Raw genomic sequence first — 20,800 nt, forward strand, 5'->3', positions numbered from 1 at the left:
CCTCGCCACACGCCCGGGAGGCCGTTTCGGGGCCCGATCGGGGGCCGGCGGCGGGGCGGCGGTGACGGCGACGGGGCCCGAAATCCCCGAAGTCCATATTGTGGATGGTCTCGTCTCGCAGATCGAGAGGATCCCGTCGCCTGCGGCGGGAGGCGGGCTGGAGCGGGAATGGAGCCCGGCAGAATCCCATCCTGCGGGACAGTTTTGTCCGGATGGCGGATGGTGGTGGACGGCCGAAAGTTCGGCATGCGACTCTTCTGCCATGTCTGGTGCCGGAACTGCCTTGGTCGGTCGACTTCACGTCGACCTCGGCCGCATGTCCAGCGCCATCTGTCCGGTGACCTGATACCCCTCTGCCGCTCCACCGACAGCACCCACGACGTTCCGCCCGACGCCGCGCGGATCCACGTCGGCCCCGGCCAGGTCGCCGCAGCGCCTCGCACGCACCCCGTGCGGATCGGCGCCGCAGTGCCGAATCCGGGGAAATCCCAGCTCAGGCCCCCGTTCCACTGCCCGAAGGACGCACCATGACCGCCACCCCCGCAACGCCGGCGCCGAAGCGCAAGGTGACTCGCCACCGCGGCGAGGGCCAGTGGGCCGTCGGGCACTTCACGCCGCTGAACGCCAACGAGCAGTTCAAGAAGGACGACGACGGTCTCAACGTGCGGGCGCGGATCGAGACGATCTACGCACACCGCGGTTTCGACTCGATCGACCCCTCCGACCTGCGCGGGCGGATGCGCTGGTGGGGCCTCTACACCCAGCGCCGGCAGGGCATCGACGGCGGCAAGACCGCCATCCTCGAGCCGCACGAGCTGGACGACGAGTACTTCATGCTGCGCGTCCGCATCGACGGCGGCCGGCTGACCGTCGCGCAGCTGCGCGCCATCGCCGAGGTCTCCCAGACCTACGCCCGCGGCACCGCCGACCTGACCGACCGGCAGAACATCCAGTACCACTGGATCCGGATCGAGGACATGCCCGCGATCTGGCAGAAGCTGGAGGCCGTCGGCCTGTCCACGACCGAGGCCTGCGGCGACACCCCGCGCACCATCCTGGGCTCGCCGGTGGCCGGCATCGCCGCCGACGAGATCGTCGACGGCACGCCCGCGCTGGACGAGATCCACCGCCGGGTGGTCGGCAACCCCGAATTCTCCAACCTGCCGCGCAAGTTCAAGACGGCGATCTCCGGCTCGCCGCTGCTGGACGTGGCACACGAGATCAACGACGTGGCCTTCGTCGGCGTGGACCACCCCGTCCACGGCCCCGGCTTCGACGTGTGGGTCGGCGGCGGGCTCTCCACCAACCCGCGTCTGGGCGAGCGCCTGGGCGCCTGGGTGCCGGTCGAGGAGGTCGCGGACGTCCACATCGGCATCCTGTCGATCTTCCGTGACTACGGCTACCGCCGCCTGCGCAACCGGGCCCGGCTCAAGTTCCTGATGGCCGACTGGGGCGCCGAGAAGTTCCGTCAGGTGCTGGAGGACGAGTACCTGCTGCGCAAGCTGATCGACGGTCCGGCCCCGGCCGAGCCGATCGGCCGCTGGCGCGACCACGTCGGCGTGCACCGGCAGAAGGACGGCAACTTCTACGTCGGCTTCGCCCCGCGCGTCGGCCGGGTGGACGGCTCGCTGCTGGCGAAGGTCGCCGAGCTGGCCGCCGAGCACGGCTCGGACCGGCTGCGGACCACCGCCGAGCAGAAGATGATCGTGCTGGACGTGCGCGAGGACCAGGTCGACTCGCTGGTCGCCGGGCTCGAGGCGCTGGACCTCCGGGTCACCCCGTCCCCGTTCCGCCGCGGCACGATGGCCTGCACCGGCATCGAGTTCTGCAAGCTAGCCATCGTCGAGACCAAGGAGCGCGGCCGCACCCTGATCGAGGAGATGGAGGCGCGGCTGCCCGAGTTCGACGAGCCGCTGACCATCAACATCAACGGCTGCCCCAACGCCTGCGCCCGGATCCAGGTCGCCGACATCGGCCTCAAGGGCCAGCTCGTCACCGACGAGAACGGCGAGCAGGTCGAGGGCTTCCAGGTGCACCTGGGCGGCGCGCTGGGCCTGGAGGCCGGTTTCGGCCGCAAGGTCCGCGGCCTGAAGGTCACCAAGGACGGGCTGCCCGACTACGTCGAGCGGGTGCTGCGCCGCTACCTGGCGGACCGTCAGGAGGGCGAGCGCTTCGCCCAGTGGACCGCGCGGGCCGACGAGGAGGCGCTGGCATGAGCGAGCGCGCCGCACCGTTCTACTGCCCCTACTGCGGGGACGAGGACCTGCGCCCGAGCGAGACGGGCGGGCACGGGGCCTGGGAATGCGCCTCCTGCCGACGCGCGTTCGCTGTGAAGTTCCTCGGCCTGCTTTCGGCCCCGTCGACACCACGTGGGGGTAGCTCAGATGACCACCGAGACTGACGCGGAGACCCTCTCCCGCCACACGCCCGAGCAGTTGGAGGCCCTGGCCACCACCGCCGGCCGTGAGCTGGAGGACGCCACCGCCCAGGAGATCATGCGCTGGGCCGCCGAGACCTTCGGCCGCCGCTTCGCGGTGACCTCCTCGATGGAGGACGCCGTGGTGGCCCATCTGGCCTCGACCGCGCTGCCCGGCGTGGACGTGATCTTCCTGGACACCGGCTACCACTTCGTCGAGACGATCGGCACCCGCGACGCCGTGGCGGCGACCATGCCCGTCAACGTGATCACGCTGACGCCACGTCAGAGCGTGGCGGAGCAGGACGCCCAGTACGGGCCGCGGCTCCACGACCGGGACCCGGACCTGTGCTGCTCGCTGCGCAAGGTCGAGCCGCTGAACCGCGGCCTGGCCGGCTACGACGCCTGGGCGACGGGCCTTCGCCGCGACGAGTCCCCCACCAGGGCGAACACCCCGGTGGTCTCCTGGGACCCGAAGCGGCAGAAGGTCAAGATCGCTCCGATCGCCCGCTGGACCCAGGAGGACGTGGACGCCTACGTCGCCCAGCACGGGATCCTGCTGAACCCGCTGCTCTGGGACGGCTACGCGTCCATCGGCTGCTCGCCCGAGTCCTGCACCCGCCGGGTGCTGGAGGGTGAGGACGCGCGCTCCGGCCGCTGGGCCGGCGCCGGCAAGACCGAGTGCGGCATCCACCTCTGATCCCCGACCCCACCCCCACTTCTCCCCTCTGGAGCAGACCTTCATGACCACCACTGTTGACGCACCGGCCGCCGGCACGGCAGCCGCCGTGCAGGGCTGCGGCGCCACCGTGTGGCTGACCGGCCTGCCCAGCGCTGGCAAGACCACGATCGCGACGGCGCTGGCCGAGCGGCTGCGGGCCGAGGGCCACCGGGTCGAGATCCTCGACGGCGACGAGATCCGCGAGTTCCTCTCGCGCGGCCTCGGCTTCACCCGCGAGGACCGCGACACCAACATCCAGCGGATCGGCTTCGTCGCCGAACTGCTGGCCTCCAACGGAGTCAAGGTGCTGGCCCCGGTGATCGCGCCGTACGCGGACTCCCGCGCCGCCGTCGCCGCCCGCCACGGGCAGCAGGGCACCGCGTACCTGGAGGTGCACGTGGCCACGCCGGTGGAGGTCTGCTCCGAGCGGGACGTCAAGGGCCTGTACGCGAAGCAGGCGGCCGGTGAGATCTCCGGGCTGACCGGCGTGGACGACCCCTACGAGGCTCCGGCCTCTCCCGATCTGCGCATCGAGGCGCACACCCAGACGGTGGAGCAGTCCGCCGCCGCCCTGCACGCTCTGCTGACCGAGAGGGGACTGGCGTGACCACCGCAATCTCTCTTCCGGACGCCGCCGCGTTCGAGAACCCCTATGCGCTCTCGCACCTGGACGCGCTGGAGGCCGAGTCCGTCCACATCTTCCGGGAGGTGGCCGGCGAGTTCGAGAACCCGGTGATCCTCTTCTCGGGCGGCAAGGACTCCATCGTCATGCTGCACCTGGCGCTGAAGGCGTTCGCTCCGGCGTCGGTGCCGTTCGCGCTGCTGCACGTGGACACCGGTCACAACTTCCCCGAGGTGCTGGAGTACCGCGACCGCACGGTGGCCGAGCACGGGCTGCGCCTGCACGTGGCCTCGGTGCAGGAGTTCATCGACAACGGACGGCTGCGCGAGCGCCCGGACGGCACCCGCAACCCGCTGCAGACCGTGCCGCTGCTGGACGCGATCGAGTCCCACCGCTTCGACGCCGTCTTCGGCGGCGGTCGCCGGGACGAGGAGAAGGCCCGCGCCAAGGAGCGCGTCTTCTCGCTGCGCGACGAGTTCGGCGCCTGGGACCCGCGTCGCCAGCGCCCCGAGCTGTGGTCCCTCTACAACGGCCGGCACGCGCCGGGCGAGCACGTGCGCGTCTTCCCGCTCTCCAACTGGACCGAGCTGGACGTGTGGCAGTACATCGAGCGGGAGAAGATCGAGCTCCCCGAGATCTACTACGCCCACGAGCGCGACGTGTTCCAGCGCAACGGCATGTGGCTGACGGCGGGCGAGTGGGGCGGCCCGAAGGAGGGCGAGACCGTCGAGCGCCGCCTGGTGCGCTACCGGACGGTGGGCGACATGTCCTGCACCGGTGCCGTCGACTCCGACGCGGTGACCATCGAGCACGTCATCGCCGAGATCGCCGCCAGCCGCCTGACCGAGCGTGGCGCCACCCGCGCGGACGACAAGATGTCCGAGGCCGCCATGGAAGACCGCAAGCGCGAGGGGTACTTCTAAATGTCCAGCACCATCACCGAGCAGGGCGCGGCAACCTCGCTGCTGCGCTTCGCGACCGCGGGCTCCGTCGACGACGGGAAGTCGACCCTGGTGGGCCGGCTGCTGCACGACTCCAAGTCCGTGCTGGCCGACCAGTTGGAGGCCGTCGAGCACGCCTCGCGCAAGCGCGGCCAGGAGGCCCCCGACCTGGCGCTGCTGACCGATGGCCTGCGCGCCGAGCGCGAGCAGGGCATCACCATCGACGTGGCCTACCGCTACTTCGCCACCCCGCGCCGCCGCTTCATCCTGGCCGACACCCCCGGGCACGTGCAGTACACCAGGAACATGGTGACCGGCGCCTCCACCGCCGAGCTGGCCGTGGTGCTGGTCGACGCCCGCAACGGCGTGGTCGAGCAGACGCGCCGCCACGCGGCCGTGGCCGCGCTGCTGCGGGTGCCGCACCTGGTGCTGGCGGTCAACAAGATGGACCTGGTCGACTACGCGGAGCCCGTCTTCGCGGCGATCGCCGAGCAGTTCGGCGCCTACGCCGCCTCGCTGGGCGTGAGCGACGTGACCGCGGTGCCGATCTCGGCGCTGGCCGGGGACAACGTCGTCGAGCCGTCGGCGAACATGGACTGGTACGGCGGCCCGACGCTGCTGGAGCACCTGGAGACGGTGCCGGTCGGCACCGACCCCAGCGACGAGCCGGCCCGCTTCCCGGTCCAGTACGTGATCCGCCCGCAGTCGGCGGAGCACCCGGACTACCGCGGCTACGCGGGTCAGCTGGCCTCGGGCGTGCTGCGCACCGGCGACCAGGTCACCGTGCTGCCCGCGGGCATCACCACGACCGTGGCCGGCATCGACGTGCTGGGCGAGGAGAGCGACATCGCCTGGGCGCCGCAGTCGGTGACGGTGCGTCTGGCCGAGGACATCGACATCTCGCGCGGTGACCTGATCGCGGCCGGGCCCGCCCCGCAGGCGACGCAGGACGTCGTGGCCACCGTGGCGCACCTGAACGAGCGCCCGCTGCGCGTCGGCGACAAGGTGCTGCTCAAGCACACGACCCGGACGGTGCGGGCGATCGTGAAGGACATCCCCTACGCGATCGCCGTGGACACCCTGGAGCAGGTCGAGCACCCGGGCAGCCTGAACGTCAACGACCTGGGCCGGGTGGTGCTCCGCACCGCCGAGCCCATCGCCCTGGACGACTACCGCAGCAACCGCCGCACCGGCTCGTTCCTGCTGATCGACCAGGCGGACGGCACCACCCTCACGGCCGGCATGGCCGGAGAGGCGTTCTGATCCGATGAAGGGGTCCACCACGATGGGCGGCGAGGCTTTCTCGCTCATGGCGAAGGAAGGCGGGCGCGTCGGCAGCGGCGCGCTCGGGGCGGGACGCGGAGCCATCGGCCCGTGTCGCCCGATGGGTCGCTGACACGGGGCCCGCGCCCCGTGTCGTCCGCAGCTCAGCCCGACCGATCTCCGCCACCCATCACTGTGAGGACACCTCTCATGTCGCAGCCTTCCGTTTCGCACCGTTCGCGCCGCTTCGTTCCGACCAGACGTGCGGCGCTCGCCGCCGTCGCCGCCGTGACCGCCGCCGGGCTGCTGAGCGCCTGCGGCTACGGCTCGAAGGCGGCCACGACCTCTTCTGACAACGGCTCCGCCTCCACTGCGGCCTCGGGCGCCGCGGCGCTCTCGACCGGCACCGTGCACATCGGCTACTTCGCCAACCTGACCCACGCGACGCCGCTGATCGGCATCTACGACGGCAAGTTCGCGGCGGCGCTGGGCGGCACGAAGATAGCCACGCAGATCTTCAACGCCGGCCCTAGCGAGATCGAGGCGCTGAACTCCGGCGCGATCGACATCGCCTGGATCGGCCCCTCCCCCGCGATCAACGGCTACGTGAAGTCGAAGGGCGCGGCGCTCAAGATCATCTCCGGTGCCACCTCCGGCGGCGCCGAGCTGGTCGTCAACCCGGCCACGATCAAGAGCGAGGCCGACCTCAAGGGCAAGAAGATCGCCACCCCGCAGGCCGGCAACACCCAGGACGTGGCGCTGCTCAACTACCTGGCCGGCAAGGGCCTCAAGGTCGACCCGAAGACCGGCGGCGGCGACGTCTCGGTCATCCGGACCGACAACAGCGTCACCCCGTCCGCCTACGCCTCCGGCCAGATCGACGGCGCGTGGGTGCCCGAGCCGACCGCGTCGAAGCTGGTCGCCGAGGGCGCGAAGGTGCTCATCGACGAGAAGTCGCTGTGGCCGAACGGCAAGTTCGTCTCCACCAACGTCGTCGTCTCGCAGTCCTTCCTCAAGGCCCACCCGGACGTGGTCAAGGCCGTGCTGAAGGCGTCCGTCGACACCAACGCCTGGATCACCGCCAACCCGGCCCAGGCCCAGCAGGACGCCAACGCCGCGCTCAAGGCGCTCAGCGGCAAGGCCCTCAGCGCCAAGGTGCTCGCCGCCGCCTGGAGCGAGCTCTCCGTCACCGACGACCCGCTGGCCGCGACCCTGCAGAGCGAGGCGCAGCACGCCGTGACCGCGGGCTTCATCAAGCAGCCCGACCTCAGCGGCATCTACGACCTCACTCTGCTCAACCAGGTCCTGACCGCCGAGGGCAAGCCGGCCGTCTCCGCCGCCGGACTCGGCGCGCAGTAGCCGGCGCGGGACCCGCATGACTCCGGGAGCCGCTCCGTTCCGCGTCGATGCCCGATCCACTCGGGCCGGAGCGGCCTCCGGCCACAATTCGACACCACCCCACGACCGCAGCCCGAACCAGGAGGTGACCGCATGACCGCCCTGCTGACCGAAGCCGGCCTCATGACCGAGACCGCTGTCCGGCTGGACCACGTCACCAAGTCCTTCGGCCGCAGCGCAGCGGCCCACGTCGTCCTGGACGACATCAGCCTGAACGTCGCCCCCGGCGAGTTCGTCTGCCTGCTCGGCGCCTCCGGCTGCGGCAAGTCGACCCTGCTCAACCTGGTGGCCGGACTGGACCGTCCGACCAGCGGCGCGATCGAGGTGCCCGGCGGGCGCGCCGCGCTGATGTTCCAGGAGCACGCGCTCTTCCCGTGGCTGACCGCCGGCCAGAACATCGAGCTGGCGCTGCGGCTGCGCGGCGTGCCGCGCGGCGAGCGCCGCGCGGAGGCCCAGCGGCTGCTGGAGCTGGTCCGCCTCGGCGGCGCGCACGGCAAGCGCGTGCACGAGCTGTCCGGCGGCATGCGCCAGCGCGTCGCGATGGCCCGCGCGCTCGCCCAGGACGCCAAGGTGCTGCTGATGGACGAGCCCTTCGCCGCGCTCGACGCGATCACCCGCGACGTGCTGCACGAGGAGCTCATCCAGATCTGGACCGAGACCGGCGTCTCCGTCCTGTTCGTCACGCACAACGTGCGCGAGGCCGTCCGGCTCGCCGAGCGTGTCGTGCTGCTCTCCTCCCGCCCCGGGCGCATCGCCCAGGAGTGGACCATCGACCTGCCCCAGCCGCGCCGGATCGAATCGGCGGGCGTGGCCGACCTCGCGGTGGAGATCACCGACCAGCTCCGAGGGGAGATCCGCCGCCATGTCCAGCACTGATCTGATCAAGACCGCGCCGGCCCCTCCCGGCGCCTCCGCCTCCGACGCCGCGTCCGTCGGCGCGGGCCTGGACGCGCTGGAGACCGAGACCGTCGAGCGCACTCCCTTCCGGCAGGTGCTCACCGGCAAGGTGCTGCCGCCGCTGATCGCGATCGCGCTGGTGCTGGTGGTCTGGCAGCTCGCGTACGCCGCCCACATCAAGCGTCCCGACCTGCTGCCCAGCCCGCTCGACGTCTGGAACAGCCTGCACGACCAGTGGCTGCAGGGGACCATCCTCTCGACCATCTGGACCTCCCTCTCACGGGGTGTGCTGGGGTTCGTGATCTCGGTCGTGATCGGCACGCCGATCGGCCTGCTGGTGGCCAAGGTGAAGCCGGTCCGCGCCGCGATCGGGCCGATCCTGTCCGGCCTGCAGTCGATCCCGTCCGTCGCCTGGGTGCCCGCCTCGGTGATCTGGTTCGGGCTCAGCAACGCGACCATCTACGCCGTCGTCCTGCTCGGCGCGGTGCCCTCGATCGCCAACGGCCTGGTCGCCGGCGTGGACCAGGTGCAGCCGATCTACCTGCGGGCCGGGCGGACCCTGGGCGCCACCGGCCTGCGCGGGATCTGGCACGTGCTGCTGCCGGCCGCGCTGCCCGGCTACATCGCCGGGCTCAAGCAGGGCTGGGCCTTCTCCTGGCGCTCGCTGATGGCCGCCGAGCTCATCGCCAGCTCGCCCGCGCTCGGCCTGGGGCTGGGAGCGCAGCTCGAGTTCTCCCGCGAGAACCTCGACATGAGCGGTGTGCTCGCCACCATCATTCTCATCCTCGTCGTCGGCATCGGCATCGAGCTGCTCGTCTTCAACCCGATCGAGCGACGCGTGCTGCGGTCCCGCGGCCTGCTGACGGCTCGCCGGTGACGGGCGGACGCGATGACCAGGCTCCTCCTCCTCGCCCACGGCAGCCGTGACCCGCGGCACGCCGCGACCATGACCGAGCTCGCCGCGCTGACCCGCGCGGCGCGCGCGGGCGTGGACGTGCGCGTCGGCTACCTCGACCACTGCGCGCCCCGGATCCCGCGCGCGCTGGAGCAGTTGGCCGAGGAGGGTGAGGGCCCGGTCGTCGCGGTGCCGCTGCTGCTCGCACGGGCCTACCACGCCAAGACCGACATCCCCGGCGTGCTGCGCGAGGCGGCGGCCAGGCTGCCGCGCCTGAACGTCCGTCAGGCGGAGGTGCTGGGGCCCTCACCGCTGCTGCTGCGCGCGCTGGAGCGCCGACTGGCCGAGGCGGGCGTCCGCCCCTCCGCCGACACCGGCGTCGTGCTCGCGGCGGCCGGCTCCTCCGACCCGGCCGCGAACGCGGCGGTCCGCGCGACGGCCGCCGCCTGGGCCCGCACGGCCGGCTGGGGCGGCGTGGCCGTGGCCCACGCCTCCGCCGCGCCCCCGTCCGTGGCCGACGCCGCGGCCGCCCTCCGCGCCCAGGGCCTGCGCCGCCTCGCCGTCGCCCCTACCTGCTCGCCCCCGGCCTGCTCCCCGACCGCATCACGGCCCAGGCCGCGACGGCGGGCATCCCCACCGTCGCGGCCCCGCTCGGCGCGTCCCCCGACCTCGCCGAGCTGCTGTGGCAACGCTACGACGAGGCACTGACAACCGCGCACCTGCCGCTGGCCGTCGGGGCCTGAACCCGGGTCAGAGGGCGATCCAGTAGCGGCGCTTCGCGCCGTGTTCCGTGCGCCGGACGTCTTCCAGGACGCCGCCGTTGCGTTCGATGGTGACGGCGGAGGCGGTGTTGTCCTCGTCGCAGGTGACCAGGACGCGGTCCAGGCCGAGCGCACGGGCCTCGGGCAGCGCCGCGCCCAGCGCCCAACTCGCCAGCCCGCGGCGCCGTGCGGAGGGCCGGACGCTGTAGCCGATGTGGCCGCCGACGGCGAAGAGGAAGTCGTTGACGTAGTGGCGCAGGTCGATCGCACCGAGGTACGCGCCGTCGGCGGCGATCCACCAGTGCGTGGCGTGCACCCGGCCCTCGCCCACCGGGCGGGACCGGTCGGCCTGGAGCAGCAGGCGGTCGACCCACTCGGCGAAGCCCTCGGGAGCATCGAGGTCGAGATCGCCCGCGAGCCGCAGACCGGTGCCGTCCTGGTGCGCGCCCGCAGGCCACTCGTCGCGGGCCTCCCGCCAGGAGGCGTGCAGGGCGGCGGTGGGCGGGATCAGCTCGGGCATGGCTGGACCCTAGCACCGGCGAAAACGCGCAGGAGGGGCCGCAGCCCTGCCCGGCTGCGGCCCCTCCTGCTGCTCGGCGACTCAGCGTCGGATCAACGCCGGCCGGAGTCCACCTGCTCGCCGACGGCGTCGCCGTCGTCCTTCCGCAGGCCGACCGAACCGGCGACGACCCGGCTGGTGGTCGCCTTCCTGCGGTCGGCGTGTCCGGGCCACCAGGCGGCGTGGCCGATGAGCGCGGTCAGCGAGGGCGTGAAGAACATCGCCATGACGAAGGCGGCGAGGAAGATGCCGAAGCTGAGCGCGAAGCTCATCTCGGTCAGGAAGGAGTTCCCGCCGAAAGCCAGCATCGCGAACGTCGCCGCGAGGATGAAGCCCGCCGCGGCCACCGTCGGACCCGCGTGGCGGACCGCCATCGACGCCGCGTCACGCGGCTCGCGGCCCTCCTGCGCCTCCTCGCGGAGACGGGCGATCATCAGGATGTTGTAGTCGGTCCCGATCGCCACCACGAAGAGGTACATGATGACCGGCAGCATGAACATCAACCCGGCATCGCCCTTGAGGTTCTGGAAGATGAGAACCGTAGAGCCGAGCGTCGCACCGAATCCGAGGGCCACCGACGCCATCAGGTACCACGGTGCCACCACGCTGCGCAGCAGGAGGCCGAGGATGACCATGATCAGGAGGGCCGCGACCGGGAAAACCGTCCCGTAGTCGTGGTTGATGGCGGCGTTGAAGTCCTTGTAGACCGACGTCATGCCGCCCACCAGAGCCTTGCTCCCGGTCGGCGCGGCCGTGTGCGCGGCATCGCGCACGTCCACGATGGCACTGAGGGCCTTGTCCGTATTGGCCCCGTACTTCAGCTCGAGGGTGAAGTCGGCCGTCGAGCCGTCAGCACTGACCTTCGGCGGCAACACAGTGGCGACTCCGTCGGCCGCGGCGAGCTTTTGACCAAAGGCCGGGAACTGAGAGGGGTCAAGCTTCTGACCGTCAGTGCTGACCAGGAACACCGTCGTGGGCTCGGAGGCACCGGCCGAGTAGGCAGCGGCGATCTCGTTCTGGACGATCGTGGACTCGGCCGTCTTCGGCACCGCACCCGCGGAAAGGTCGAAGGTCGGCTTGAAGCCCGCGGCACCGAGCGTCAGCGCGAGCATCAGCAGGCCCGTGATCGCGGCAATCAGAGCGGGGCGACGGCCGACCGTGCGACCGACGGCCTCGAATCGGGAACCGGTCGGCTCGACCCCCCAGGACTTGGACGCCCAGAAGAGCGCCCGCGGGGGAATGAGCGAGCAGATCGCCGGGAAGAGCGTCAGGCCCGCGAGCAGCGTGACCGCCACGGCGATCGCGAGGGCCGGCCCCATCTGCTTGAGAAAACCGACGCTGGAGAGCAGAAGCGCGAGGAAAGCGATGATGACCGTACCCGCAGCGGAGGCAATGGCCTCGCCGACGCGGCCCACCGCGTTGATCATCGCTTCCTTGGGCTCCTCCCCCATCCGCAGTCGTTCGCGGTAGCGGAACATCAGGAAGAGGAAGTAGTCGGTGCCGACACCCAACAACACGATCAGCAGGATCTGCGAGATCGAGCTGTTGGACTGGAGCCCGAAGAGCTTGGTGGCGTCCGCGATGAGACCGTTCGCGGTCGTGTCGACCAGGAGGAAGAGCGTGACCACCGGAAGGAAGGTCAAGATGACCGAGCGGAAGATCAGCGCCATCGACAGGATGATCACGAGGACCGCCCCCAGGCCGGACAGGGCCGTGCCCTTCTCCGATGCCTTCTGCTGGTCCAGCGCGGTGGCCGCCTGACCACCCACCTTGGCGTCGAGTCCAGTGCCCTTGACCATGGACGGGAGGTCGTCACGGATCTTCTGGACCGCGTCGTTCTGTGCCGGCTGCCCGGTGGTCTTGCTGTCCATCTGGACCAGGACCATGTCGTACTTGCCGTCCTTCGACGGCGCCCCGGGCACGACCTTCTGGACCTGGTCGATCTTCTTGTTCTGCAGAGCGAGAGCCAACTGCTTGGCCTGGGCAAGGTCAGCCGGGCTCAACGCCGACCCGTCGGTGCGCTGCAACAGCACCACCGCAGCCGGGGTGAACGCGCTCGGGAACGCCTTCGTCTGGACCTCGGCCGCCTGGATGGACTCGTAGCTCTTCGGAAGGAAGGAGCTCTGGTCACTGCTCGAGGGCAGCGACGGCGCAGTGAGCAGGATGGCGGCCGCGGCGACCACCCAGGCCACGATCGTCCAGACGGGGTGTCGGACGACTGTGCGCCCGATCCGGTGAAACATGTCGATTGCCCCTCCACGGCATGGATCACCGCCACCCCGGGTGAGGACGTGGGCAGGGCGATCTGGCCACCCGACTAGCCGGGCGGCAGGTAAGTATCCTGTGAGGCATCCTAAGAAAGTCACTAGCCGCGCGGCAAGTCGGTTCCGAAGCCCCGGGGCCACTCACGGCGTCCTTAGGTCTGCCGGACATTATTTTGCCTGGCCCAGCCGCTGGTGACCTCGTCCCCCGGGTGGATCCGCCTCCTGCTCAGGGTGGAGATCCGTCCCCGAAGCATCCCCCAGCGGCCGGTCCCCCGCCGGCCCCGCACCCGAGCCGCCTTCGATCAATCCTCGACAGACCGCCCGCGCCAGGAATCGGGCGCCTCGGCGATGCCGCGCTCCAGCAACCAGGCTGCCGCCTCCGCCAGGCCTCGCGCCGCATGCAGCTCGGCGTCGAAGGACGCGGTCTTCCGCTCGATGGTGTGCGTGCCGCAGTCCGCCACGTGGTCGCAGCGAACCGAGACCGTCGCGTCCAACTCCCAGCGCCGGGCCACTCCAGGGCCCGGCTCGCTGCCACGCCCTCGGTCCAGAGCGACGACGAAGGAGACGTCGACCACTTCCGCGCAACCGAAGAGGGAAGCCTCCGCTTCGACGTGTCCGTGATGGAACTCCAGGCCACTGCCCGTCCAACCGGGACGGACGCCCAGACGCTCCGCCAGCTTCTCGATCCGGGTGCTCGCCTGCCCCAGGAGAGCCAGGAGCTCGCCCGGGCTCTCGGCGTCCGGAAACACCCAACGCACATCTCCGGCGGCCAACGCCGTCGTCTCCACGGCCGTTGGTCCCGTGCTCAGCGCAGCGGCCAGGCGCCGTCGATCACGGCGGTCGGGTCCTTCGCGCGACGCAGCCAGCTCTCCAGGTCGGCGGCCCAGGCCGCGTGCCAGCCGGCCTGGCGGGTGTGGAGGGTCTGCGGGGCCGCCCCGCCGACCTCGGGGTAGCGCTGGCCGAGCGCGAGGGCGACGCGGACCGCGGCCAGCGCGTCCGCGCCGGCCTCGTGGGCGTCGGCCAGCTCGACGCCGTACAGCGCGCAGGCGTTCTCCAGCGAACGCGAGCCCTTGCGGTACTTGTCCACGGCGCGGTCCACCACCAGCGGATCCACCACCGGGCCGACCGGCCCGCCGCCGAGCTGGCGCTCCAGCGAGGGCAGGTCGTGCCGGCGCAGCTCCGCCGCGAGCAGGCTGAGGTCGAACGGCGCGTTGTAGACGACGACGGGCACGCCCTCGCGCCAGTAGGAGACGAGCGCCGCAGCGACCTCCGCGACGACCTCGACGGCCGGGCGGCCCTCGACGACGGCGCGCCGGGTGGTGATGCCGTGCACGGCCGTGGCGTCCGCGGGGATCTCCACGCCCGGGTCCGCCAGCCACTCCCTGAGCCGGACCGGCTCGCCGCCCTTCGCCTCCACCAGCGCCGCGGAGACGATCCGCGACTCGGCCGGCTCGGTACCGGTGGTCTCCAAGTCGAAGCCGACCAAGGTGTCGTGCAACCAGCTCATCAGGCGCGTCCTCTCGTCCCGTTGACCACCATCATCCCGTCCGGCACTGACACGCCCCGCAGGGGGTCGGCACAGCGGGGTCAGGACACCGGCCGGGAGTCGGCCCAGACGCCCTCGAACTCCTCCTGGTAGACCTGGAAGAGGCCCGGCTCCGGCGGCCGCGCCGGGCTGATCGGCGCGCCCGAGCCGCCGCGCAGCACCAGCACAGGGGACTCCATCCCGCGCGAGCGGCGCAGGTAGGGCTGGACGACGGCCAGCCCGTCAGGGCCGTCGCCGTCGACCAGATAGGCGGAGACGCGCGGCAGTTCGTCGTAGACGCGGATCTCGAAGGCACCCGCGTCGCGCAGCCGGGAGCGGACCCGGCGCACGTGCATGATGTTCGTCTCGACCGACTTGCCCAGTTCGCCCCGGCCCAGGCCGAGTTCACGCTCCCGGCGGCGCAGCGAACTGCTGGCGGGGTTGAGGAAGAGCAGCCGCACCCGGCAGCCTGAGTCCGCCAGCGCGATCAGGCGCCGTCCGGTGAAGTTCTGGCAGAGCAGGCTGAGGCCGATGCCCACGGCGTCGAGCCGGCGCGCGCCCGCCAGCAGATCCTCCACCGGCAGGTCGCGCTGGAGTCTGACCCGGTCCGGGTGGACGCCGATGACGTCGGCGTAGCGGTCGCCGATCAGCTCCTCGACGGCGTCGACGGGGGCGCGCAGCCCCGCCACTCCCCCGGTGCCGCCCGGGTGGCCGCCGTCGAGCAGCAGCAGCAGACGGGCCGCCGCGCGCTCCGCCTGGGCCAGCACGTTCTCGGAGAGGGTCCGGTTGCGGGAGACGACGTGGCGGGCCACCTCCAGCTCGTCGAGGGCGACCTCTATCTCCCTGCGGTCCGCCAGGAAGGGCTCGAAGCAGGGCCAGTGCTGCACCATCAGTTCGCGCAGCTGCGGCAGGGTGAGGAAGACCACCAGGGCGTCGTCGTCCGGGTCGAGCAGGTAGCCCTTGCGGCGGCTGACCTCGCGGACGGCTCCGGCCCGCTGCACCCACTCCTCGCCGGCGGGGCCGGCCGCGGCGATGACCCAGTCGTCGCCGTGGGCGGGCTCGTAGACCGGCCGCAGCACCTCGGCGACCACGGACCGCAGCCGCTGCTCGACCAGGTTGAGCCAGACGTACGCGCGCCCGGCGCGGCCGACCCGGAGTCTGGCCTCCTCCCAGGCGGCGGCGGGCCAGGCCAGCGAGGGCTCCAGCGGCCCGGGCTGGTGCGGGACGGTCCGGCCCAGGCCGGTGCGGGCCACCACCGTCGGGGCGTCGCCCCGCGCCGCGCTCCCCGGGGAACCCCCGTCGGGGACCACCATTCCGGAGCTCACCGTCCCTATCCCGCGTCATCACGCCCGGCCTGCCCGGCCGTTGGGGGCGTGCGCCGGAACGACGCGCCCTGTCGGCCGCGCCCACACGGTACCGCGCCGGGCGGCCTGATGCGGGCCGTCCGGGCCAGCCCGGACGATCAAGAGTACTTCGGTTCCGGATCCCCGCGCAGCAGTTCGAGCCGCCCGGTCGGTCCGGCGCGGCGCGCGGTCGGGCGGGCGCCCGCGCGGTCCGGCCCAGCGGACGGAGAGCGCCGCCATCCGAACACGGTCCGGACACGAACAGGCCAAGCGTGGGACACAGACACTCGTTCGGGCGAAGAACCGGCAAGTCGGTCATGGGAACCGATGTGCTACGCCACGATGCAGAACGGACATGACGACGAGTCGGGCCGGGCATCAGCCTCTGGGAGCTCCCTCCGGGGGCGCTCCGGGCGTGGCCGCCGCCCGCCCGCTCTCAAGGATTGGTTGAGGACCATGCAAGTCTGGCCGGGCCAGCCGTACCCCCTGGGCGCCACCTACGACGGTGCGGGCACCAACTTCGCCGTCTTCTCAGAGGCGGCGGAGCGGATCGAGTTGTGCCTGCTCGGCGACGACGGGTCGGAGACCTCGATCGAGCTCCGCGAGACGGACGCCTTCGTCCGCCACGCCTACCTGCCCGGCATCCAGCCGGGCCAGCGCTACGGCTTCCGGGTGCACGGCCCGCACGACCCGGCCAGGGGGCTGCGCTGCAACAGCGCGAAACTGCTGATCGACCCGTACGCCAAGGCCATGAGCGGCCGGATCGACTGGCACGAGTCCGTCTACGGCTACCCCTTCGGCGCCCCCGAACGCCGCAACGACATGGATTCCGCCCCGCACACGATGACCTCCGTCGTGGTCAACCCGTACTTCGACTGGGGCAACGACCGGCCGCCGCGCACCGACTACCACCGCACGGTGATCTACGAGGCGCACGTCAAGGGCCTGACCAGGCTGCATCCCGGAATCCCCGAGGACATCCGCGGCACCTACGCCGGCATCGCGCACCCGGCGGTGATCGAACACCTGGTCAAGCTCGGCGTCACCGCGATCGAGCTGATGCCGGTGCACCAGTACGTCGACGACCACCGCCTGAGCGACATGGGCCTGTCCAACTACTGGGGCTACAACACCATCGGCTTCTTCGCCCCGCACGGCGCCTACTCCTCCCTGGGCGACCGCGGTCAGCAGGTCCAGGACTTCAAGTCGATGGTCAAGTCGCTCCACGCGGCCGGCATCGAGGTGATTCTCGACGTCGTCTACAACCACACCGCCGAGGGCAACCACCTGGGGCCCACCCTCGCCTTCCGCGGTCTGGACAACCCCTCCTACTACCGGCTGGCCGAGGACCGCCGGTACTACGAGGACACCACCGGCACGGGCAACAGCCTGCTGATGCGCAGCCCGCACGTGCTGCAGCTGATCATGGATTCGCTGCGCTACTGGGTCACCGAGATGCACGTCGACGGATTCCGCTTCGACCTGGCGGCCACGCTCGCCCGTCAGTTCCACGAGGTCGACCGGCTCTCCTCCTTCTTCGACCTGGTGCAGCAGGATCCGGTCGTCTCCCAGGCCAAGCTGATCGCCGAGCCCTGGGACCTGGGCGAGGGCGGCTACCAGGTGGGCAACTTCCCACCGCTGTGGACGGAGTGGAACGGCCGCTACCGCGACACGGTGCGCGACCTGTGGCGCGGGGAGAACGCCACACTGGCCGAGTTCGGCTCGCGGCTCACCGGCTCCTCCGACCTCTACCAGGACGACGGCCGCCGCCCGATCGCCAGCATCAACTTCGTCACCTGCCACGACGGTTTCACCCTGCGGGACCTGGTCTCCTACAACCAGAAGCACAACGCCGCCAACGGCGAGGAGAACCGCGACGGCGAGTCCTTCAACCGCTCCTGGAACTGCGGCGTCGAGGGCGAGACGGACGATCCGACCGTGCTCGGCCTGCGCTCGCGCCAGCAGCGCAACTTCATCGCCACGCTGCTGCTCTCCCAGGGCGTGCCGATGCTGGCCCACGGCGACGAGTTCGGCCGCAGCCAGGGCGGCAACAACAACGCCTACTGCCAGGACAACGAGGTCTCCTGGGTCCGCTGGCCCCGGCTCGACGAGGAGAGCCCGGCCGGACAACTCCTGGAGTTCACCCGGCACATGGTCTGGCTCCGCCGCGACCACCCGGTCTTCCGCCGCCGCCGCTTCTTCCACGGCCGCGCGGTCTCCGGCACCCACGACGAGCTGACCGACATCGCCTGGTTCACCAACGAGGGCGACGAGATGGCGGCGCGGGACTGGCGCGCCTCCTTCGCGAAGTCGCTGACGGTCTTCCTCAACGGCAACGCGATCTCCGAGCCCGACCGCAGGGGCGGCCCGATCACCGACGACTCCTTCCTGCTGCTGTTCAACGCCGACGCGCAGCCGCTGGAGTTCGTCGTCCCGGTCAACCACGGCCAGGAGTGGCAGGTCGTGGTGGACACCTCGCTGCCCTGGACGATCGCCCCGGGCACCGGCGCGAAGGTCAGGGCCGGGGAGAAGCTGCGGCTGGTCGACCGGTCGATGATGGTGCTGCAGCGCCCCGCCTGACAGGAGGATCGTCGTGGAGCGCGACGTCGCGCAGGAGGCCGCGCGGAGCGTCGTGCACAGGTTCGACCGATTGCCCTGCCCGGGTCGTGGGCGGCCCCCGGGTGGGGTAGGCGTGGAGGTATGACACCTGCCGAGCACCGGGCACCGACGGCCAGCTACCGGCTCCAGCTCCAGCCAGGATTCGGCTTCGCGGAAGCGACACGGGCCGTGCCGTACCTGGCCGGGCTCGGGGTGTCGCACCTGCACCTCTCGCCGGTCCTCCAGGCGACGCCGGGCTCGCGGCACGGCTACGACGTGGTCGACCACGGCCGGATCAGCACCGAGCTCGGCGGCGAGGCCGGGCTGCGGGAGCTGGCGGCCCGGGCCCGGGCGCACGGCCTCGGCCTGCTCGCGGACATCGTGCCGAACCACATGGCGGTGCCCACGCCGCTGCACCTGAACCGGGCACTGTGGCGGACGCTGCGCGAGGGACCGCAGTCGCCGTGGGCCGCCTGGTTCGACATCGACTGGGCGGCGCAGGACGGCCGGGTGCTGCTGCCGATACTCGGCGACCGACTCGGCGCGGTGCTGGAGTCGGGCGGCTTCGGCGTCGAACGCGTCCTCGGCCCCGACGGAGAGGAGCCGGTGCTCCGGCACGGCCCGCAGCTGCTGCCACTGCGTCCCGGCACCGAGACCCTGCCGCTGCCCGAACTGCTGCGCCGGCAGTGGTACCGCCCCGCCTGGTGGCGGCTGGCCGGCACCGAGCTCAACTACCGCCGGTTCTTCACCGTCAACGACCTGATAGCCGTCCGCGTCGAGCTCCCCGAGGTGTTCGACGCGACCCACGCGTTGCTGATACGCCTGCAGCGCGAGGGCGTCCTGGACGGCTTCCGGGTGGACCACCCGGACGGGCTCGCCGATCCGCGCGGCTACCTGCGCCGGCTGCGCGAGGCCACCGGCGGCGCGCACGTCGTCGTGGAGAAGATCCTCACCGGCGCCGAGACGCTCCCCGGCGACTGGCCCTGCGCAGGGACGACGGGCTATGACGCCCTGCGCCGCATCGACGGCGTGCTGACCGACGGCGCGGGCGTGCTGCGGGCCCTGCGCCCGCCCGCCGAGGTCGCCCTCGGCGCGGCCGAACGCGGGCGGACCGAGCTGGTGCGCCCGCAGGGCGAGCTCGACGCCGAGGTCGCCCGGCTGGTCCGCGAGGTCAGGACCGCCTGCGGGGACGACGTCGCGCTCGGCGACCATCCGGACTGGGCGATCCGCGCGGCACTCGCCGGAATGCTGGCCGGCTTCCCCCGCTACCGCCCCTACCCGGTGCCGGGCGAGCCGCTGCCCGACGCCGACGTCGAGGCGCTCGCCGCGCGGCCGGACGAGGCGCTGCTGCCGGGGCCCTTCACCGGGACGGCCGCCCTGGTCCGGGCGCTGCTGCTCGCGCCCGACTCCCCCGCCTCGCTGCGCGCCCGCTTCGCGCAGACGGCGGCGGCGGTCGCCGCCAAGGGCGTCGAGGACACCGCCTACTACCGGCACCATCCGCTGCTCTCGCTCAACGAGGTCGGCGGCGAACCGTCGCGCCCAGGGGTGAGCCTGGAGGCCTTCCACGCGTACTGCGCCGACCTGGCGCGGGACTGGCCCGCGACCATGACCGCGCTGTCCACCCATGACACCAAGCGCAGCGCCGACGCCCGGGCCCGCCTCGCGGTCCTGGCCGAGCTGCCGGAGGAGTGGCTCGCCGAGCGCGCCGCCTGGTCGGCGCTCGCGCCGGGCGGCGGGCTGCCGCAGGACCGGGACGCGGAGGACCTGGTCTGGCAGACGGCGTTCGCGGCCTGGCCGATCGACGCCGAGCGGCTGACCGCCGCGGCGCTCAAGTCCGTCCGCGAGGCGAAACTGCACACCGACTGGACCGACCCCGACGCCTCCTACGAACGCGCCGTCACCGCCCTGGCCCGCGCCGTGCCGGAGACCCCGGCGCTGGCCGCCAGGATCACGGCGTTCGTCGCACGGGTCGCCCCGTACGAGCGGGTCAACACGCTGAGCGCGGCCCTGCTGCACCTGACCATGCCCGGCGTGCCCGATCTCTACCAGGGCAGCGAGTTCCCGTTGCACACGCTGGTCGACCCGGACAACCGCGGCATCGTCGCCTTCCCCGCGCACGCCGACCCGCACGGCCTCGCCGCCGAGAAGGCCTCGCTCACCCGGACGGCCCTGCGGCTGCGCTCCCTCCAGGAACCCAAGGAGCCCTACACCCCCTGGACCACGCCTTCCCCCCACGCCCTGGCCTTCCTGCGCGGCGACGCGCAGCTGACCGTCGTCACCCGCCTTCCCCTCGGCCTGGAACGCGCGGGCGGCTGGGGCGAGCAGACGCTGCCGCTGCCCGAAGGCACCTGGTCCGACGCCCTGACCGGCCGCCACGGCCTGCGCGGCGCGATCCCGCTCGCCGACCTGCTCAACCCCCTCCCTGTCGCCCTGCTCACCCGCACCTAGGGCCCGTCCGCGGTCTCTGCGGATCGGTCCGCGGTGTCGGGCGCGGTCAGCCGCACGGCGTTGCATCGGTCTCGGACCGGAGGGACGCGGGCGCTGCGGCAACACGGCAGACGGCCCGTGCCGGGCACCCGGAAGGATCCTCCTCCCAG

General features: G+C 72.0%; 17 protein-coding genes and 1 pseudogene. 13 read left to right on the forward strand and 5 right to left on the reverse strand.

Features of this window, described 5'->3' with window-relative positions; translation table 11 throughout:
- The first annotated feature begins 262 nt into the window (after positions 1-262).
- From BS83_RS48925 to BS83_RS17510, 11 genes and pseudogenes are all read left to right on the forward strand, one after another.
- Complete coding sequence (locus BS83_RS48925; RefSeq protein ID WP_332262522.1) at positions 263-346, forward strand: putative leader peptide; 84 nt, start codon at positions 263-265, stop codon at positions 344-346.
- A gap of 181 nt (positions 347-527) precedes the next feature.
- Positions 528-2,216: a nitrite/sulfite reductase gene (locus BS83_RS17470; RefSeq protein ID WP_037604679.1), complete on the forward strand. Its 1,689-nt coding sequence runs from the start codon at positions 528-530 to the stop codon at positions 2,214-2,216.
- Complete coding sequence (locus BS83_RS47590; RefSeq protein ID WP_084713623.1) at positions 2,213-2,401, forward strand: hypothetical protein; 189 nt, start codon at positions 2,213-2,215, stop codon at positions 2,399-2,401. The genes BS83_RS17470 and BS83_RS47590 overlap by 4 nt, the downstream gene beginning before the upstream one ends.
- Positions 2,385-3,116 carry a phosphoadenylyl-sulfate reductase gene (locus tag BS83_RS17475; RefSeq protein WP_037604681.1) on the forward strand — a complete coding sequence of 244 codons (732 nt, stop codon included), beginning with the start codon at positions 2,385-2,387 and terminating at the stop codon, positions 3,114-3,116. The genes BS83_RS47590 and BS83_RS17475 overlap by 17 nt, the downstream gene beginning before the upstream one ends.
- A gap of 43 nt (positions 3,117-3,159) precedes the next feature.
- Positions 3,160-3,744, forward strand: a complete 585-nt coding sequence (cysC, locus tag BS83_RS17480; protein WP_051943228.1) for an adenylyl-sulfate kinase — start codon at positions 3,160-3,162, stop codon at positions 3,742-3,744.
- An 8-nt stretch (positions 3,745-3,752) separates the two neighbouring features.
- Positions 3,753-4,682, forward strand: coding sequence for a sulfate adenylyltransferase subunit CysD (gene cysD / locus BS83_RS17485; RefSeq protein WP_408641094.1), 930 nt, complete (start codon positions 3,753-3,755; stop codon positions 4,680-4,682).
- Positions 4,683-5,963, forward strand: coding sequence for a sulfate adenylyltransferase subunit 1 (locus tag BS83_RS17490; protein WP_037604683.1), 1,281 nt, complete (start codon positions 4,683-4,685; stop codon positions 5,961-5,963).
- A 210-nt stretch (positions 5,964-6,173) separates the two neighbouring features.
- Positions 6,174-7,322, forward strand: a complete 1,149-nt coding sequence (locus BS83_RS17495; RefSeq protein ID WP_037604684.1) for an ABC transporter substrate-binding protein — start codon at positions 6,174-6,176, stop codon at positions 7,320-7,322.
- Positions 7,323-7,454: 132 nt separating this feature from the next.
- Positions 7,455-8,237, forward strand: a complete 783-nt coding sequence (locus BS83_RS17500; protein ID WP_051943230.1) for an ABC transporter ATP-binding protein — start codon at positions 7,455-7,457, stop codon at positions 8,235-8,237.
- Positions 8,224-9,135 (forward strand): ABC transporter permease, encoded by a 912-nt coding sequence (locus tag BS83_RS17505; RefSeq protein ID WP_037604686.1) that lies wholly within the window; start codon positions 8,224-8,226, stop codon positions 9,133-9,135. Before BS83_RS17500 ends, BS83_RS17505 begins: the two co-directional genes overlap by 14 nt.
- A gap of 12 nt (positions 9,136-9,147) precedes the next feature.
- Positions 9,148-9,896 (forward strand): annotated as a pseudogene (locus tag BS83_RS17510) (sirohydrochlorin chelatase).
- A 7-nt stretch (positions 9,897-9,903) separates the two neighbouring features.
- Here the strand turns inward: BS83_RS17510 and BS83_RS17515 are convergent.
- The 5 genes from BS83_RS17515 to BS83_RS17535 all read right to left on the reverse strand — a co-directional run bounded on the left by BS83_RS17515 (position 9,904) and on the right by BS83_RS17535 (position 15,587).
- Complete coding sequence (locus BS83_RS17515) at positions 9,904-10,434, reverse strand: GNAT family N-acetyltransferase (protein ID WP_037604687.1); 531 nt, start codon at positions 10,432-10,434, stop codon at positions 9,904-9,906.
- A 92-nt stretch (positions 10,435-10,526) separates the two neighbouring features.
- Positions 10,527-12,716, reverse strand: a complete 2,190-nt coding sequence (locus BS83_RS17520) for an MMPL family transporter (RefSeq protein ID WP_037604689.1) — start codon at positions 12,714-12,716, stop codon at positions 10,527-10,529.
- A 323-nt stretch (positions 12,717-13,039) separates the two neighbouring features.
- On the reverse strand, positions 13,040-13,525 hold the full coding sequence (locus BS83_RS17525) for a hypothetical protein (protein ID WP_037604690.1): 486 nt from the start codon (positions 13,523-13,525) through the stop codon (positions 13,040-13,042).
- A 17-nt stretch (positions 13,526-13,542) separates the two neighbouring features.
- Positions 13,543-14,244 carry an exonuclease domain-containing protein gene (locus BS83_RS17530; protein WP_037604692.1) on the reverse strand — a complete coding sequence of 234 codons (702 nt, stop codon included), beginning with the start codon at positions 14,242-14,244 and terminating at the stop codon, positions 13,543-13,545.
- A gap of 80 nt (positions 14,245-14,324) precedes the next feature.
- Entirely contained in the window at positions 14,325-15,587 is a 1,263-nt protein-coding gene (locus tag BS83_RS17535; protein ID WP_037604693.1) for an SAV2148 family HEPN domain-containing protein, read from the reverse strand.
- Positions 15,588-16,061: 474 nt separating this feature from the next.
- On the opposite strand from BS83_RS17535, the gene glgX reads away from it, so the two are divergent.
- Both glgX and treY read left to right on the forward strand, forming a co-directional pair.
- Entirely contained in the window at positions 16,062-18,185 is a 2,124-nt protein-coding gene (gene glgX / locus BS83_RS17540) for a glycogen debranching protein GlgX (RefSeq protein WP_037604695.1), read from the forward strand.
- Positions 18,186-18,305: 120 nt separating this feature from the next.
- Positions 18,306-20,651 (forward strand): malto-oligosyltrehalose synthase, encoded by a 2,346-nt coding sequence (gene treY / locus BS83_RS17545; protein WP_037604697.1) that lies wholly within the window; start codon positions 18,306-18,308, stop codon positions 20,649-20,651.
- The last annotated feature ends 149 nt before the right edge of the window (positions 20,652-20,800 follow it).

It is taken from the genome of Streptacidiphilus rugosus AM-16, from assembly GCF_000744655.1.
In the GTDB taxonomy this organism is placed as follows: domain Bacteria; phylum Actinomycetota; class Actinomycetes; order Streptomycetales; family Streptomycetaceae; genus Streptacidiphilus; species Streptacidiphilus rugosus.

What these genes read in the sequence shown, in the direction of transcription:
- BS83_RS48925 (WP_332262522.1), top strand. Translation starts at nt 263, where the DNA reads ATGTCTGGTGCCGGAACTGCCTTGGTCGGTCGACTTCACGTCGACCTC.
- BS83_RS17470 (WP_037604679.1), top strand. Translation starts at nt 528, where the DNA reads ATGACCGCCACCCCCGCAACGCCGGCGCCGAAGCGCAAGGTGACTCGC.
- BS83_RS47590 (WP_084713623.1), top strand. Translation starts at nt 2,213, where the DNA reads ATGAGCGAGCGCGCCGCACCGTTCTACTGCCCCTACTGCGGGGACGAG.
- BS83_RS17475 (WP_037604681.1), top strand. Translation starts at nt 2,385, where the DNA reads ATGACCACCGAGACTGACGCGGAGACCCTCTCCCGCCACACGCCCGAG.
- cysC (WP_051943228.1), top strand. Translation starts at nt 3,160, where the DNA reads ATGACCACCACTGTTGACGCACCGGCCGCCGGCACGGCAGCCGCCGTG.
- BS83_RS17490 (WP_037604683.1), top strand. Translation starts at nt 4,683, where the DNA reads ATGTCCAGCACCATCACCGAGCAGGGCGCGGCAACCTCGCTGCTGCGC.
- BS83_RS17495 (WP_037604684.1), top strand. Translation starts at nt 6,174, where the DNA reads ATGTCGCAGCCTTCCGTTTCGCACCGTTCGCGCCGCTTCGTTCCGACC.
- BS83_RS17500 (WP_051943230.1), top strand. Translation starts at nt 7,455, where the DNA reads ATGACCGCCCTGCTGACCGAAGCCGGCCTCATGACCGAGACCGCTGTC.
- BS83_RS17505 (WP_037604686.1), top strand. Translation starts at nt 8,224, where the DNA reads ATGTCCAGCACTGATCTGATCAAGACCGCGCCGGCCCCTCCCGGCGCC.
- BS83_RS17515 (WP_037604687.1), bottom strand. Translation starts at nt 10,434, where the DNA reads ATGCCCGAGCTGATCCCGCCCACCGCCGCCCTGCACGCCTCCTGGCGG.
- BS83_RS17520 (WP_037604689.1), bottom strand. Translation starts at nt 12,716, where the DNA reads ATGTTTCACCGGATCGGGCGCACAGTCGTCCGACACCCCGTCTGGACG.
- BS83_RS17530 (WP_037604692.1), bottom strand. Translation starts at nt 14,244, where the DNA reads ATGAGCTGGTTGCACGACACCTTGGTCGGCTTCGACTTGGAGACCACC.
- glgX (WP_037604695.1), top strand. Translation starts at nt 16,062, where the DNA reads ATGCAAGTCTGGCCGGGCCAGCCGTACCCCCTGGGCGCCACCTACGAC.
- treY (WP_037604697.1), top strand. Translation starts at nt 18,306, where the DNA reads ATGACACCTGCCGAGCACCGGGCACCGACGGCCAGCTACCGGCTCCAG.